Annotated in this window: 15 protein-coding genes and 1 pseudogene; all 16 read left to right on the forward strand. The window is 48.0% G+C overall.

Annotated features, from left to right (window positions below):
* Positions 1–71 precede the first annotated feature (71 nt).
* Positions 72–1,013: an ACP S-malonyltransferase gene (fabD, locus tag HPL003_RS17485; RefSeq protein WP_014281043.1), complete on the forward strand. Its 942-nt coding sequence runs from the start codon at positions 72–74 to the stop codon at positions 1,011–1,013.
* Positions 1,014–1,066: 53 nt separating this feature from the next.
* Positions 1,067–1,816, forward strand: coding sequence for a 3-oxoacyl-[acyl-carrier-protein] reductase (fabG, locus tag HPL003_RS17490; RefSeq protein WP_014281044.1), 750 nt, complete (start codon positions 1,067–1,069; stop codon positions 1,814–1,816).
* Positions 1,817–1,925: 109 nt separating this feature from the next.
* Positions 1,926–2,159: an acyl carrier protein gene (locus tag HPL003_RS17495; RefSeq protein ID WP_007429985.1), complete on the forward strand. Its 234-nt coding sequence runs from the start codon at positions 1,926–1,928 to the stop codon at positions 2,157–2,159.
* A gap of 226 nt (positions 2,160–2,385) precedes the next feature.
* On the forward strand, positions 2,386–3,624 hold the full coding sequence (gene fabF / locus HPL003_RS17500; RefSeq protein ID WP_014281045.1) for a beta-ketoacyl-ACP synthase II: 1,239 nt from the start codon (positions 2,386–2,388) through the stop codon (positions 3,622–3,624).
* A 12-nt stretch (positions 3,625–3,636) separates the two neighbouring features.
* Positions 3,637–4,335 (forward strand): ribonuclease III, encoded by a 699-nt coding sequence (gene rnc / locus HPL003_RS17505; protein WP_014281046.1) that lies wholly within the window; start codon positions 3,637–3,639, stop codon positions 4,333–4,335.
* 257 nt (positions 4,336–4,592) lie between these two features.
* Positions 4,593–8,162, forward strand: a complete 3,570-nt coding sequence (smc, locus tag HPL003_RS17510) for a chromosome segregation protein SMC (RefSeq protein WP_014281047.1) — start codon at positions 4,593–4,595, stop codon at positions 8,160–8,162.
* A gap of 38 nt (positions 8,163–8,200) precedes the next feature.
* Positions 8,201–9,218: pseudogene (ftsY, locus tag HPL003_RS17515) on the forward strand (signal recognition particle-docking protein FtsY).
* Positions 9,219–9,403: 185 nt separating this feature from the next.
* Complete coding sequence (gene trhA / locus HPL003_RS17520; RefSeq protein ID WP_014281048.1) at positions 9,404–10,054, forward strand: PAQR family membrane homeostasis protein TrhA; 651 nt, start codon at positions 9,404–9,406, stop codon at positions 10,052–10,054.
* Between the two features lie 166 nt (positions 10,055–10,220).
* Positions 10,221–10,589 (forward strand): putative DNA-binding protein, encoded by a 369-nt coding sequence (locus HPL003_RS17525; RefSeq protein WP_014281049.1) that lies wholly within the window; start codon positions 10,221–10,223, stop codon positions 10,587–10,589.
* Between the two features lie 52 nt (positions 10,590–10,641).
* On the forward strand, positions 10,642–12,018 hold the full coding sequence (gene ffh / locus HPL003_RS17530) for a signal recognition particle protein (RefSeq protein ID WP_014281050.1): 1,377 nt from the start codon (positions 10,642–10,644) through the stop codon (positions 12,016–12,018).
* Between the two features lie 67 nt (positions 12,019–12,085).
* Complete coding sequence (rpsP, locus tag HPL003_RS17535; RefSeq protein ID WP_014281051.1) at positions 12,086–12,358, forward strand: 30S ribosomal protein S16; 273 nt, start codon at positions 12,086–12,088, stop codon at positions 12,356–12,358.
* Positions 12,359–12,381: 23 nt separating this feature from the next.
* Positions 12,382–12,612, forward strand: a complete 231-nt coding sequence (locus HPL003_RS17540; protein ID WP_014281052.1) for a KH domain-containing protein — start codon at positions 12,382–12,384, stop codon at positions 12,610–12,612.
* 97 nt (positions 12,613–12,709) lie between these two features.
* Positions 12,710–13,225 (forward strand): ribosome maturation factor RimM, encoded by a 516-nt coding sequence (rimM, locus tag HPL003_RS17545; RefSeq protein ID WP_014281053.1) that lies wholly within the window; start codon positions 12,710–12,712, stop codon positions 13,223–13,225.
* Complete coding sequence (gene trmD / locus HPL003_RS17550) at positions 13,225–14,028, forward strand: tRNA (guanosine(37)-N1)-methyltransferase TrmD (RefSeq protein WP_014281054.1); 804 nt, start codon at positions 13,225–13,227, stop codon at positions 14,026–14,028. The genes rimM and trmD overlap by 1 nt, the downstream gene beginning before the upstream one ends.
* 246 nt (positions 14,029–14,274) lie before the next feature.
* A complete protein-coding gene (gene rplS, locus HPL003_RS17555) occupies positions 14,275–14,619 on the forward strand; it encodes a 50S ribosomal protein L19 (RefSeq protein ID WP_010346403.1) in 345 nt (114 codons plus the stop codon).
* 101 nt (positions 14,620–14,720) lie between these two features.
* Entirely contained in the window at positions 14,721–15,347 is a 627-nt protein-coding gene (lepB, locus tag HPL003_RS17560) for a signal peptidase I (RefSeq protein WP_014281055.1), read from the forward strand.
* Positions 15,348–15,403: the final 56 nt, after the last annotated feature.

The following is a 15,403-nucleotide window of genomic DNA, read 5'->3' on the forward strand; positions in this document are numbered from 1 at the left end:
GGTTTGATACAATATTGAATTTGTCTGGTACTTTACAGGACAAGCATTGGATACAGAGAGGTGCATACACGATGGGCAAAACGGTATTTATTTTTCCCGGTCAGGGTTCACAAGCTGTAGGTATGGCTAAAGATGCTTATGAAGCGGTTCCTGCAGCAAGAGAAGTGTTCCGCCAAGCGGACGAACGGTTGGGTTTCGCGCTAAGCTCACTGATTTTTGAAGGTCCAGATACAGCCTTGAAGCAAACATCCAATACGCAGCCTGCACTGTTGACGGCGAGTATTGCGTTGTATGAAGCGTTCAAGGAAAAGGGCATTCGTCCTGATTACGTGGCTGGACACAGTCTTGGAGAATACAGCGCACTCGTTGCCTCCGGCGTACTTGCATTCGAAGATGCAGTTGAAATCGTTCGTACTCGTGGCGAGTTCATGGAGCAAGCCATTCCTGACGGACAAGGCGGGATGGCTGCTGTATTGGGAGCCGACCGTGAAGCACTGGCAACTCTATGTCGTGATATTACGGAATCCGGTCAACTGGTTGAGCTGGCGAATATCAACTGCCCAGGGCAGATTGTCGTATCCGGTGCGAAGGAGGGCGTAGCCGCTGTCGCTGAACGTGTGAAGGAAGCGGGAGGCAAGCGTGCTATTACTTTGGAGGTCAGCGGTCCTTTTCATTCTTCGTTGATGAAGGAAGCAGCGACCAAGCTGTCTGGCAAGCTGGAGGAAGTAGCTTTCTCCGAAGCTCAGGTTCCTGTTGTGGCCAATGTCACAGCCAAACCTGTGCGTGAGGGTGGCGAAATTCGCCAGTTGCTGGTTGAGCAGGTCTATTCCCCGGTATTGTGGGAAGACAGTGTAGCATGGCTGCTGGAACAGGGAGTTGACACTTTTGTCGAGTTTGGACCGGGCAGTGTTTTGACCGGACTGGTTAAAAAGATCGACAAAACGGTTAAGCTGTATAATATAAGCAGCCTGGAATCGCTTGTTTCGGTAACGGAAGCCTTGGAGGCTCGTTAAAAGTAGTAATTACCACCTTAACGGGTTATATACTTGCAAGGGGAGGCAGGATAATGTCTAAGCCATTAAGTGGAAAAACGGCGCTTGTTACAGGAGCGTCACGGGGGATCGGCCGTAGTATCGCATTGACATTGGCTGAAGCGGGCGCTAATGTAGCGGTAAACTACGCTGGCAGTGAAGCGGCTGCGGCAGAGGTTGCGGAGCAAATTCGTGCCAAAGGCGTGGAAGCTATTACGGTTCAGGCTAATGTCGGTCGCGCCGACGAGGCAGATCGGTTGATCAAGGATGTGATTGGCGCTTGGGGCCAGATCGATATTCTGGTGAATAATGCTGGAATAACAAGAGATAATTTAATCATGCGTATGAAAGAAGAGGAGTTCGATCAGGTGATCGAGACGAATCTGAAAGGTGTGTTTAATTGTCTCAAGGCAGCGACGCGTCCGATGATGAAGCAGCGTTCCGGTCGGATTATCAATATTTCTTCCGTTGTTGGCGTACTTGGCAACGCAGGACAAGCCAACTATGTGGCTGCCAAAGCAGGAGTGATCGGTCTTACCAAATCGTCCGCGAGGGAACTTGCTTCGAGAGGTATTACAGTCAACTGCGTAGCCCCGGGATTCATTGATACCGAAATGACACAGGTGCTTGCTGATGATTTGCGTGATAATATGCTCAGTGGTATTCCGCTGGCCCGTCTCGGACGGCCTGAGGAAATTGCGGATGTGGTGCTGTTTTTGGCCTCGGACGCTTCCTCATACATGACGGGCCAGACTTTGCATGTGGATGGCGGCATGTACATGTAGCTACATGTTGCTAATCCGCATGCCCCGATGAAGAGTATTGAATGAAAACTCTCTTCTATGGCATTTTAATTGTAATTTTCGTATAATACCTAAGGAGGAGGTGAGCCGGATGTCCGACGTATTGGAGCGCGTAAAACGCATTGTCGTTGACCGTTTGGGAGCCGACGAAGCCGAAGTTACACTTGAAGCATCTTTCAAAGATGATTTAGGCGCTGATTCTCTCGATGTAGTTGAATTGGTTATGGAATTGGAAGATGAGTTTGATATGGAAATCTCTGATGAAGATGCAGAGAAAATTACAACCGTAGGTGAAGTTGTAAAGTACATACAATCTCATACCTAATTCAAGTCAACGAAAGTCCCGTTCTGTTACAGGCGGGACTTTCTCCTAATCATACAGATTGAACTAAAGACGGAATTGCCGCGTGTTCTTGAGCTTGGCTCGGCATGACTTAGTCAAGGCTGGGAGTATGCGGCATTACTAACTTTAGTTGATTCTATATTATTTTTGCACACAAGAGCGTACGGCCTTGAAATACAATATGCAGTAGACATAGAGGTGATTATCTTTGAAACAACGTGTTGTCATAACAGGAATGGGTGTAATCACTTCGCTGGGACAGGATTTGAACACACTATGGGATAATCTGATGGCTGGAAAATCCGGCGTTAGTGAAATCGAAGCTTTCGATACCAGTGAATATACAACGAAAATTGCGGCTTCTATTAAGGATTTTAATCCTGAGGATTATATGGAACGCAAGGATGCCCGTAAAATGGACCGTTTTGTACAATTCGCCGTTGCCGCCAGTAAATTGGCACTCAAGGACAGCGGACTCGTAATCGGAGAGAACGCCGATGCTGAGCGTGTTGGTGTATCCGTTGGCTCCGGTATTGGCGGATTGGGTACTTGGGAGGATCAGCACAATGCGCTGATTGAAAAAGGACCTAAACGCGTAAGCCCTTTCTTTATCCCGATGATGATTGCTAATATGGGTTCCGGTCAAGTGTCGATTTCACTCGGCGCTAAAGGACCGAATACATCACCGGTTACGGCTTGTGCAACGGGTAGTCATGCGATCGGCGATTCGTTCCGCATGATTCAGCGCGGTGATGCTGACGCTATGATTTGCGGCGGGGCTGAGGCAACTATTCGTCCGATTGGAATGGCTGGCTTTTGCTCGATGCGGGCAATGTCCACTCGTAACGATGAGCCTGAGAAGGCAAGCCGTCCTTTTGATACAGACAGAGACGGATTTGTTATGGGCGAAGGCTCCGGTGTTCTGATTCTGGAATCGTTGGAGCACGCATTGAAGCGTGGCGCACGTATTTACGGCGAAGTGATCGGCTACGGTCTGTCCGGCGATGCACATCATATGACAGAGCCAGATCCGGATGGTGCAGCACGCTGTATTAAAATGGCGATCCGCGACGCAGGGTTGAATCCTGAAGATATTGATTATATCAATGCGCATGGTACATCCACGCCAGTCGGTGACAAATCGGAAACAGAAGCGGTTAAGAAAACGCTTGGAGACCACGCCTATAAAGTGGCGATTAGCTCAACCAAGTCAATGACAGGGCACTTGTTGGGTGCAGCTGGCGGTGTTGAAGCCGTGATTTGCGGATTGGCTCTCCAGCATCAGATCATTCCGCCGACGATTAATCTGGATAATCAGGACCCGGCTTGCGATCTTGATTATGTACCTAACGAGCCGAGAAAAGCGAAACTGAATGTAGTGATGTCCAATTCCTTCGGTTTTGGTGGTCACAATGCTACGGTTATTCTAAAAAAATATGAAGCGTAAGGGGTCAGTTCGTTGAGTGGAGACTTGAAGCAATTACAGCAGAAACTTCATATTCAATTCAACAACCGGCAGCTTCTGAAGCAGGCCTTTACGCACGCTTCCTACGTAAACGAACATCGGTTCAGTCAGCATGCAGACAATGAGCGGCTTGAATTTTTAGGCGACGCAGTTCTGGAGTTGACCGTATCCGAGCAATTGTACAATCAGTACCCTAACCGGCCGGAAGGCGAGCTGACCAAGCTGCGTGCAGCCATTGTCTGTGAGCCTTCTCTGGTGAAATTTGCTGTCGGACTTGAGTTCGGGCAATATGTACTGCTTGGCAAAGGTGAAGAGCTGACAGGCGGACGTACTCGTCCGGCTCTGTTAGCCGATGTATTCGAAGCGTTCGTAGGCGCGCTTTATTTGGATCAGGGTCTGGATGCCGTCCGGTCGTTTCTGGAACGTTATATTTTTCCTCAAATTGTGTTAAACGGTAAGCTTCAGATGAGTGATTTCAAAACAGAGCTTCAGGAACTGACGCAGCATCATAACATGGGGATGCTTGAATACAAGATTGTTGAGGAGCGCGGACCTGCCCATGAGCGCGAGTTTGTAGCTGAGGTATATATGGACAGCGAACGGCTGGGTACAGGTACAGGACGCTCCAAAAAAGAGGCTGAGCAGCAGGCGGCGGCAGTAGCCTTAAACCGTTTGAAGCTGGCAGAATCGTAATCGGTACCTGAGCGGCCCGGACGGGTTACACGAGCAGGGGACACAAAGTAAGAGCAAAGGGCAGTCCGCGGGGAGTCCCGGCCCGCAATGGCGAATGGACTGCGTTTTGCTCTTTTTTCGTGGCTTTGCTACTGTAGCTTTGTATGTCTTTGCCGCGCTTTATCCGCGGTAGTCTTGTGCTACAATAGGGATAATTCTTGTTAATCAGGTAAACGGTGTTGTACAAGCATATTTAAATGTTAGAGGTGAGATTGAGTATGTTTTTAAAGCGCATTGAGCTGGCGGGCTTCAAATCGTTTGCAGATAAAACGGAGATGGAATTTGTCCGCGGCATTACAGCGGTCGTCGGACCCAACGGAAGCGGAAAGAGTAATATATCCGACGGTATTCGCTGGGTGCTGGGTGAACAGAGCGCCAAATCACTGCGCGGCGGTAAAATGGAGGACATTATTTTTGCGGGTAGTGATGCTCGTAAGGCTGTTAATTACGGCGAAGTGTCTCTTACGCTGGATAATGAGGATCAGGCGTTGCCTCTTGATTTTGGAGAAGTCACGGTCACGCGGCGTGTGCATCGCAGTGGAGATAGTGAATATTTCATTAACCGACAATCATGCAGACTCCGTGATATTACCGAGCTGTTTATGGATACAGGTATTGGTAAAGAAGCTTATTCCATTATCGGACAGGGACGCATTGAAGAGATTTTGAGTACCCGTTCCGAGGACCGAAGGGGGATTTTTGAGGAAGCGTCTGGTATCGTGAAATATAAATCACGTAAAAAAGACGCGGTTCGCAAGTTGGATGACACGGAGCAAAATTTGCTTCGGATTCATGATTTGGTCAGTGAGCTGGAGGATCAGATCGGACCGCTTAAGGAGCAGTCGGAAAAGGCGATCCACTATAAGGAGCTGCGGGGTGAACTGAAATCGAAGGAAATTTCGATGTATGTCCATCAGATTGAACAGATTCATACCTCGTGGAGCGATGCGACTTCCAAGCTGGCTTTGTTGCAGCAGGAGCAGCTACAGCTGTCTACGGTGGTGTCACGTCATGATGCGATGCTGGAGAGTGATCGTAACGAGCTGCGTCAGCTGGAGGAGCAAGTGGAGCGGCTGCAAAGTGATCTGTTGCAATACAGTGAAGCTACGGAAAAGAGCGAAGGCTACGGTGAACTGTTGAAAGAGCGTACACGCAATCTGGAGGCAAACCGGGAGCAGCTCATTTTATCGCTTAGCACGAGCGAATCACGTCATTCCGAGCGCAAAAGTGAGCTGGATCTACTGAACGAAAAACTGTCTGCGTTGACTGTTGAGCTTGATGAGTTGCGTGAACGGCTATCCGACGAAGAAGCGAAGCTGATTGGTGTCACAGGCGGAATCAGCCAGGAGCAGGAGGAAAGCCTGAAGGGCGGACTGCTGGAGCTGATGAATCAGATGGCACAGGCGCGTAACGAAATCCGTTATACCGACCAGCAGAAGGAAGCACTGGAACGGCGGGTGACTCGGGTAAGTGACGAATCCGGCAAATGGGAAGCCCAGAAAGCTGAACTGGAACAGCGTAAAAAGGGTTTGGAAACGGCTGTTCAGAAGCTTGGTCAGGAAATCAGCAATCTGCGTAGCGGATATATTCAGGGAAGCGAAAAATACCAAGCGCTGCAAAAGATGCTGGAAGAAAGCCAGGGTACTGTCCGCAAATGGGAACAAAAACGCGAGGCCCAAATTTCACGCCGAGATACGATGAAGGAAATGCAGGATGACTTCGAAGGCTTTATGCTGGGCGTTAAAGAAGTACTGAAGGCGGCACGTAAAGAAGCCCTGCATGGCGTGCATGGGGCGGTAGCAGAGCTGATCCGGGTACCTGAGCATTTGGAGCAGGCGATGGAAACGGCTTTGGGCGCTTCGATGCAGCATATCGTGATGGAAAATGAATCGGTGTCCAGACAAGCGATCAGCTTTTTGAAGCAGCGTCAGCTGGGCAGAGCGACGTTTTTGCCTATGGATGTTATCCGTCCGCGTCAAATTGGGGCGGGGGAACGCCAAATCGTAGAAGGGGCCGAGGGTTTTGTCGGAATCGGTGCGGATCTTGTTCAGTATGATGAACGGTATGCTGGCATTGTAGGCAGTCTTCTGGGAAATGTGGTTATTGCCCGTACACTGGAAGATGCGAACCGTATTGCAGCTCGTTGCCAATATAGATATCGCGTCGTGACGCTGGAAGGCGATGTCGTCAATGCAGGTGGTTCCATGACAGGTGGTAGCCAATTCAAGAAAAATGCCAATTTGCTTGGACGTAAACGTCAGTTGGATCAACTGGATCAGGACATTATGGATACGGAGCAACAAATTGCGAGGCTGCGTCAGAGCGCGGTAGATACAAAACGTCAGTTAGAAGAGACACAGACCCGTTTGGACGAGCTGCGTCAGGGCGGCGATGTGAAGCGCGGCGAAGAGCAGCAGGCAGCAATGGAACTCAAGCAACTGGAGCATGAGCTTCGTCATGTTCTGGAGCAGGTGGCTGCATCTGGTCAAGAGAAGAAGGGTTTTGATCAGGAGATCAAGGAACTGGAAGCTTCCCGTGAAGAGGCGTTGCTGAAATTAGCTGCGCTGGAGGAAGAAGAGAAGAAAACCCACCAGGCTATCCATGCCGCTGAATTTGCCCGTAAGGCGAACGAATCTGCCAAAGAACAGCTACAGGGAGAACTTACGAATCTCAAGGTAAGAGAAGGAAAGCTGGATCAGGAGCGTTTTTCACTGGAAGAACAGCTGCGTAGATTACGGGGAGATTATGATACCCTTGGCAAGGATTCGAGACAGAACAAGACCTTGCTTGCTTCCATCGAAGCTGATCTGCTGACCAATGAGCAGGAAAGCGTGAAGCAGATTGAAAATCTCAATCAGTATCGGCTTAAAAAGGAAGAGGCTTCGCAGCAATTGGAATTTAAGCGTGCTGCACGCAGTAGCTTGTCCAAAAAGCTGGAAGTGGCCGAAAACGAAACGAAAGAGCAACGCATTCAGCTCAAGTCGGTCGAGGAGCAGCTTCGCCAGACAGAAATTGGAGTGAATCGGCTTGATGTAGAGCTGGAGAACGTTCTGAAAAAATTAAGTGATGACTATGAACTCAGCTATGAGCTGGCCAAGCAGCGTTATCCGATACCAGAAGATATAGAAGGTACGCAGGCCGAGGTGCAAAGGCTCAAACGCGGCATTTCCGCATTGGGCGAAGTAAACCTAGGTGCCATTGAGGAATACCAGCGTGTGCATGAGCGTTATACGTTTCTCGATGAGCAGAAGTCTGATCTGGTCGAAGCCAAGACAACGCTCTATCAGGTTATCCGTGAAATGGATGATGAAATGTCCAAACGCTTCAAAACCACTTTCGATGCCATCCGGCGCGAATTTGGTACGGTGTTCTCCAAGCTGTTCGGGGGTGGACGTGCCGATCTGGTGCTAATTGACCCGGAACGCATGTTAGAGACGGGAATTGACATCGTAGCCCAGCCGCCAGGAAAAAAGCTTCAAAACTTGCAACTACTGTCAGGAGGCGAGCGGGCGTTAACGGCAATGGCACTGTTGTTTGCCATTTTGCATGTCAAGCCTGTCCCATTCTGTGTGCTGGATGAAGTAGAGGCCGCACTGGACGAAGCCAATGTGGTGCGTTTTGCCCAATATTTGCGGGAATTCTCCGAACAGACACAATTCATTGTAGTTACACATCGCAAGGGAACGATGGAAGAAGCCGATGTGCTGTATGGGGTTACGATGGAAGAAGGCGGGGTTTCCAAGCTCGTATCCGTCAAGCTGGACAATGATGAAGCCGAGATTGCCTGACATAAAATAACATACTTTCAGATCAACGGAGGGAACCTATGAGTTTCTTTAGAAAATTAAAGGAAAGCATTGCAATCAAAACCGAATCCGTCACCAAACAGTTCAAGGACGGTTTAGAAAAAACACGCAAAGGTTTTGTTGAAAAAGTAACGGATTTGATGATTCGCCGCAAGAAGATTGATGAGGAGTTTTACGAGGAGCTGGAAGAAATTCTGATCGGTGCCGATGTTGGCGTCAACACCGTTATGAACCTCATTGAGGACCTGCGAGAAGAAGTGAAAAAACGCAAAATCGAGGACGCATCCGAGCTACAGCCTGTATTATCGGAAAAGCTGTCTGAGCTGCTGCGGGGCAATGACAACAGTCAGCTTCAAATGAGCCCTGATGGGATTACGGTCATTCTGTTCGTCGGTGTCAATGGTGTCGGCAAGACAACAACAATCGGCAAGCTGGCGCATCGTTTTAAACAAGAAGGGTAAAAAAGTGCTGCTGGCCGCCGGGGATACGTTCCGTGCCGGCGCGATTGAACAACTGGAGGTATGGGGCGAACGGGCTGGTGTAGAGGTCATTAAACAGCAATCCGGTTCTGATCCAGCCGCGGTTATGTTTGATGCAGTACAGGCTGCCAAGCAGCGTCAGGTGGATGTTTTGCTGTGTGATACCGCAGGACGTCTCCAGAATAAAAGCAATCTGATGGAGGAGCTGAACAAAATTTTCCGCGTGATCCAGCGCGAAATTCCAGACGCCCCTCATGAAGTATTGCTGGTACTTGATGCGACGACCGGACAAAATGCGCTCAATCAAGCCAAAATGTTTGGCGAGAAAAGTGGCGTAACCGGGCTGGTACTGACGAAGCTGGATGGTACAGCGAAGGGTGGTATTGTCGTGGCGATCCGCCAAGAGCTGAATTTGCCGGTGAAGCTGGTAGGCTTGGGTGAAAAAGTGAATGATCTCCAGCCATTTGATTCCGAGCAATTCGTTCACGCGTTGTTCGCTGGTTTGATTCAGGAAGAAGACGTTGATGAAACCGCTCCGGGTGAGGAAGAACAGGCCTAATCAGGTTTGTTGTAAGGTTGGACGAAGCTTTTTTGATCTTAAGGCCTGCCAGGTCTGGGGCTAAGTAAGGTCCAGTTGCTGCGTGAGATCACAGGGATGTATAATGAAAGAAAAGGGTCTGTCGGCACCGGATATGAATTTTTTGGATATAAAAAATATTCCACAGGAAGCCGGGTGAAGAACCAATGGCGAATACCTATACTTATTCCCGCCGGGAAGAAATAGCCAATGCGATCACACATGGAATTGGAGCCGTTTTAAGTGTGGCGGCACTTGTGCTGCTCATTGTTTTTGCAAGCTTAAAAGGGACTACTTGGCATGTCGTCAGTTTTACGATTTACGGAATTACGATGCTGCTTTTGTACACCAATTCCACGTTGCTTCATAGTCTGCGTGAAGGAAAATTGAAGGATTTGTTCGAGATATTCGATCATTCTTGCATTTACCTGTTCATTGCAGGCAGCTACACCCCGTTTATGCTCGTTGCCCTTCGCGGGACTTTAGGTTGGACGCTGTTTGGCGTTATTTGGGGAATCGCCCTGTTTGGTGTGCTATTCAAGGCATTCTTCACCAAGCGCTTCCTGTTCATGTCTACCGTGTTCTACATCGTCATGGGCTGGCTCATCACCATTGCCTGGAACCCGCTGGTGGTGGCTGTTCCCGCCGGGGGCATGACGCTATTGTTCGTGGGCGGTCTAATGTATACATTGGGCACAATCTTCTATGTGTGGCGGGCGTTCCCATATCATCATGCGATCTGGCATCTGTTTGTTCTGGCAGGCAGCATACTTCATTTTCTGGCTGTTCTGCTGTACCTTACTCCGGTAAGAGTTTAAATCCTAGCTGGCAAAAAGCCGATCCGTACTTCCGTTTAAGGGCAGTGGATTGGCTTTTTTTTGGTTGACAAGGGATAACGCTTGACATCTTCTTTTCTTTTATGTATGATAAGGATCGTTGAAAAGAACTGTAAAGTGTTTTTCCTTGACGATGGAGGTATACGCGATGAGTCAGGAGAATCGGCTGGAAAAGACAAACCGGATTAATCGACTGTTTGACTTCTATGAACCTCTGCTTACGGAGAAGCAACAGATGTTTTTGAAATATTACTTCCATGATGATTTTTCTCTGGGAGAGATTGCTTCGGAATTTCAAATTAGCCGTCAGGCCGTGTATGAGCATATTAAACGTGCCGAGCAGGTGCTGGAAATGTACGAGGAAAAGCTCGGATTGCTCAGTAAACATGAGCGCAGAAGCCGAGACCTGGAAGAACTAAATACGGCGTTGTATGAGGCATTCGGTAAAATCGGTGAACCCGATGATAGCACTCTGCAACATGTTAATCAAATTGTAAATCGCCTGCAGGAATTGTAGGTTATATAGATTAGTAAACAAACAACCCTGGTAGACAAGGAGGTGCGAAAATATGGCATTTGAAGGATTATCGACCCGCTTGCAAAATGTATTCAGTAAACTGCGCGGCAAAGGGAAAGTGTCTGAGGATGATGTAGCTCAGGCGATGCGCGAAGTACGATTAGCTTTGCTGGAGGCGGACGTTAACTTCAAGGTTGTAAAGGACTTTATTGCAAAGGTGAAGGAGAAATCCGTCGGCAAGGAAGTGATGGACAGCTTTACACCAGGCATGGTAATCATCGACATCGTGAACAAGGAACTGACCGAGTTGATGGGTGGCAGTCAGGCCAAGCTTGCCAAGGCAAACAAACCGCCTACGGTCATTATGATGGTGGGTCTCCAGGGTGCAGGTAAGACGACGACATCCGGTAAGCTGGCGAAGTTGCTACAAAAGCAAAATCATCGGCCATTGCTTGTAGCTGGTGATATATATAGACCGGCTGCGATCAAGCAGTTACAGGTACTTGGTGAGCAGATTAATGCTCCTGTATTTACGCTGGGTGATCAGACAAGCCCGGTGGAGATTGCAAAACAGGGCTTACAGCATGCCAAAGATAACGGTAATGACTACGTTATTATAGATACTGCAGGTCGTCTTCACGTGGATGAAGAGCTTATGGAAGAGTTGCGCCAGATTCATGCGAACGTCAATCCGGACGAAGTTCTGCTGGTTGTTGATAGCATGACAGGTCAGGACGCGGTAAACGTCGCAGAGCACTTTAACACTAGCTTGGAGTTAACGGGGGTTGTACTGACAAAGCTGGACGGCGATACCCGCGGTGGTGCGGCCTTGTCGGTTAAGGCTGTGACCGGATGCCCGATCAAATTTGCTACATTGGGTGAAAAGCTGGATGCGATGGAGCCGTTTCATCCGGAACGGATGGCTTCACGGATTTTGGGTATGGGCGACATGTTGTCCCTGATTGAAAAAGCGCAATCCAATATCGACGCCGATAAGGCGAAGGAAATGGAACGGAAAATGCGCAATGCTGAATTTACCTTCGAAGATTTTCTGGAGCAGATGGATCAAGTTAAAAAGCTTGGCCCGATCGATCAGATTCTCGATATGATTCCCGGCATGGGCAATATGAAGCAAATGAAAGATGTCAAAGTGGATGACAAGCAGATGGGCCGGATTGAGGCTATCGTTCATTCCATGACCACACAAGAAAAACAAAACCCGGACATGATTAATCATAGCCGCCGCAAACGGATTGCTGTAGGCAGTGGAACATCACTGGCTGAGGTAAACCGTCTGATTAAGCAATTTGATGAAATGCGGCGCATGATGAAGCAATTCTCAGACATGATGGGACCCAAGGGTGGCAAAAACAAAGCTCTGAAGCAGTTGAAGGGTATGGGTAAAGGTATGAAGTTTCCTTTCCGTTAAGGCCAATAGGCCGTTGGAATTATAGGATAACAATATACAGTCTACTTTTTGAAGGAGGTGAATTTTCGTGGCAGTTCGTATTCGTCTGAAACGTATGGGTGCACATAAAGCTCCTTTCTATCGCGTCGTGGTATCGGATTCCCGTTCCCCGCGTGACGGTCGTTTTATCGAAGAAATCGGTTATTACAACCCTATTACAGTACCAGCAGTTGTAAAAATTGATGAAGATAAAGCGTTGAAATGGTTGCAAGATGGTGCACAAGCATCCGATACAGTCCGCAACTTGCTTAGCAAAGCGGGCGTAATGAAAAAGTTTCATGAGCTTAAACAACAGAAATAAGGTGCTGATACGGAGGGTCAACCATGGAAGAATTAGTGATAGTCATTGCTAAGGCTTTAGTCGATCATCCGGAAGATGTAACCGTGAAGACCTTGGAGAAGGATCGGCTTGTCGTATATGAGCTTAGCGTGCATCCTGAGGATGTAGGCAAAATCATTGGCAAGCAGGGTCGTATCGCCAAGGCGCTTCGCACTGTGGTTGCATCAGCAGCCGTTAAGATGGATAAACGGGTTACCGTAGACATCATATCTTAAAGATATACGAAAGTGGGTTAGGATGTATGTCCTAACCCTTTTTCGTACATGATGAAGATGATATGGAGCGGGACCGATTATATGCAGGAGGAACACGATGCAGCAATTGTTTAATGTCGGGAAAATTGTGAATACACACGGAATCCGTGGCGAGCTTAAAATATTAACCACTACTGATTTCCCGGAGGATCGTTTTGCCAAAGGCAGTGAGCTGTTGATCATTCCTGCAGATGGTAAAGCGCCGATCCCTGTAACTATTGAAACAGCACGTTTTCAAAAAAATATGGTTGTAGCCAAATTCAAGGAATATCATAACATCAATGATGTTGAAAAGTATAAGGGTAGCTTATTGAAGGTATCCGCTGAACGGCTAGGCAAGCTAGAGGAAAATGAGTTCTATTTTCATGAAGTTGTTGGCTTGGAAGTAGTGACAGAAGATGGAGAAAAGCTTGGTGTGGTGAAAGAGATTTTGACACCCGGAGCTAACGATGTATGGGTAGTCACAATGCCTGATGGCAAGGAACTGCTATTGCCGTATATAGAAAATGTCATTTTGGATGTAAACGTGCCTGAAAAACGGGTTACGGTACGGTTAATGGAAGGACTACTGTAATGCGTGTGGATGTGCTGACCCTGTTTCCCGAAATGTTCGACGGTGTATTTAATGCAAGCATTCTGGGAAAAGCAAGGGATAAGGGAATCATATCGCTGCAAGCGGTTAATTTTCGTCAATATGCCGGGAACAAGCATGGTCAAGTGGATGATACACCCTATGGCGGCGGGGGCGGGATGGTATTAAAGCCTGACCCGATTTTCGCTGCGGTGGAGGCGCTACTGGATGAAGCAGAGTGTCCAACCATATTAGGGAACACAGACGAAGTTGTTCAAGGTGAACAGGTCGGGTCTAGTACAGGTTTGAAAGCTCCGCGTATTATTTTGATGTGTCCGCAAGGTGAGACTTTTACGCAAAAGAAAGCGGAGGAGCTTGCTAAAGAGGACCATCTTATTTTTATATGTGGGCATTATGAGGGCTATGATGAGCGTATCCGCGAGCATTTGGTGACGGATGAGCTTTCTATCGGAGATTATGTGCTGACTGGTGGGGAACTGCCTGCCATGGTCGTTATAGATAGTGTGGCACGGTTGCTGCCTGGAGTGCTGGGTAATGAAACGAGTGCAGTAACGGACTCTTTCAGTACGGGTCTGCTGGAGTACCCGCATTATACCAGGCCTGCTGAGTTTCGGGGCTGGAAGGTACCAGAGGTGCTGTTGTCAGGACATCACGTTAATATTGATGCATGGAGACGGCAGGAGGCACTGCGTCGTACGATGGAACGTCGACCGGATCTGCTGGAGCAGGCTGAATTGACAAGCAAGGAACGGGTATGGATAGAGGAACAGCGCAAGATGGATTGATCATGGGAAGAGTGTATTAAAGTGCTTTAGCAATGAGTGGATTTGAAAGCAGGTGCTTACCTGTTTTATAATGTAATTAATTAAATATAATGTTTGGTCAAATCCCTTTTTCTTGTTGCAATGCGGTTTCCTCCATGATACAATACATCTGTTGTGTGTAATACGGTGGTCCTCTGTGGATGATGAAGGAAACGGATGTGTTTCCAGAAGATGCATGAACACCTGTACGGAAGGAGGGAGTCATAGATGAATATCGTCCAAGCGATCACTGAAGAACAACTGCGTAAAGATTTGCCTAACTTTCGTCCCGGTGACACTTTGAAAGTGCACGTGAAAGTTATTGAGGGAACTCGTGAGCGTATCCAGTTGTTTGAAGGTGTTGTAATTAAACGCCGTGGTGGTGGAATCAGTGAGACTTTTACAGTTCGTAAAATTTCTTACGGTGTAGGTGTGGAAAGAACTTTCCCGCTTCATTCCCCGAAAATCGATAAAATCGACGTGGCTCGCCGTGGTAAAGTGCGTCGTGCGAAGCTTTATTATCTTCGTGAACTGCGCGGTAAAGCAGCGAGAATTAAAGAAATTCGTCGTTAATACAACGAATAACGAAAGGGGCTTGATTACAAGCTCCTTTCGTTTTTTCTACGTACATAGGGAACTGTGGATTATTGACCGTAAAGAGAGGACAGTGAGCTATGGAGCAAGAAGTAGGACAAGGAGCTATACAGCAGCCGACTGATCAGGATGGTACACCCAAGCGTAAACCGAAAAATGAGATTTTTGAGTGGATTAAGGCCATCGTTATCGCGTTAGTGTTGGTCTTTTTAATCCGTTGGTTTCTTTTTAAGCCGTTTATTGTGGATGGCCCGTCGATGCAGCCTAACTTTCATACCGGAGAACGTGTCATTGTAAATGAAATTTTGTATGACTTCCGTTCCCCAAAACCGGGAGAGGTAATCGTGTTTCATGTCCCGGATGAGGGAAGAGACTTCATTAAGCGCGTCATTGCCGTTGAGGGCGACACGGTTAAGGTGGAAGGTGACACGATTACGGTGAATGGTAAACCTATTCAGGAGCCTTACTTGAAAGCTCCGTTGGAGGAAGCGCACAAAAATGGTGAGCTTTACAACAAGTTTACAAATTTCCCGAATGAAAATTTTAAGGATGGTAAAGTTCCGGCAGGACATATTTTTGTTATGGGGGATAACCGTTCCAACAGTACAGACAGTCGGATGATTGGATATATTGATTTGAAGGAAGTCGTCGGCCGTGCTGATGTTATTTTCTGGCCGGTGAAGGATATGAAGTGGATTAACCACTAGAACAACTAATATGCAGCATAGCTGCCGTAATCCTGACGATTAACCTTAAGGGGGGC

Source organism: Paenibacillus terrae HPL-003 (assembly GCF_000235585.1).
In the GTDB taxonomy this organism is placed as follows: domain Bacteria; phylum Bacillota; class Bacilli; order Paenibacillales; family Paenibacillaceae; genus Paenibacillus; species Paenibacillus terrae_B.

What these genes read in the sequence shown, in the direction of transcription:
- fabD (WP_014281043.1), top strand. Translation starts at nt 72, where the DNA reads ATGGGCAAAACGGTATTTATTTTTCCCGGTCAGGGTTCACAAGCTGTA.
- fabG (WP_014281044.1), top strand. Translation starts at nt 1,067, where the DNA reads ATGTCTAAGCCATTAAGTGGAAAAACGGCGCTTGTTACAGGAGCGTCA.
- HPL003_RS17495 (WP_007429985.1), top strand. Translation starts at nt 1,926, where the DNA reads ATGTCCGACGTATTGGAGCGCGTAAAACGCATTGTCGTTGACCGTTTG.
- smc (WP_014281047.1), top strand. Translation starts at nt 4,593, where the DNA reads ATGTTTTTAAAGCGCATTGAGCTGGCGGGCTTCAAATCGTTTGCAGAT.
- trhA (WP_014281048.1), top strand. Translation starts at nt 9,404, where the DNA reads ATGGCGAATACCTATACTTATTCCCGCCGGGAAGAAATAGCCAATGCG.
- HPL003_RS17525 (WP_014281049.1), top strand. Translation starts at nt 10,221, where the DNA reads ATGAGTCAGGAGAATCGGCTGGAAAAGACAAACCGGATTAATCGACTG.
- ffh (WP_014281050.1), top strand. Translation starts at nt 10,642, where the DNA reads ATGGCATTTGAAGGATTATCGACCCGCTTGCAAAATGTATTCAGTAAA.
- HPL003_RS17540 (WP_014281052.1), top strand. Translation starts at nt 12,382, where the DNA reads ATGGAAGAATTAGTGATAGTCATTGCTAAGGCTTTAGTCGATCATCCG.
- rimM (WP_014281053.1), top strand. Translation starts at nt 12,710, where the DNA reads ATGCAGCAATTGTTTAATGTCGGGAAAATTGTGAATACACACGGAATC.
- trmD (WP_014281054.1), top strand. Translation starts at nt 13,225, where the DNA reads ATGCGTGTGGATGTGCTGACCCTGTTTCCCGAAATGTTCGACGGTGTA.
- rplS (WP_010346403.1), top strand. Translation starts at nt 14,275, where the DNA reads ATGAATATCGTCCAAGCGATCACTGAAGAACAACTGCGTAAAGATTTG.
- lepB (WP_014281055.1), top strand. Translation starts at nt 14,721, where the DNA reads ATGGAGCAAGAAGTAGGACAAGGAGCTATACAGCAGCCGACTGATCAG.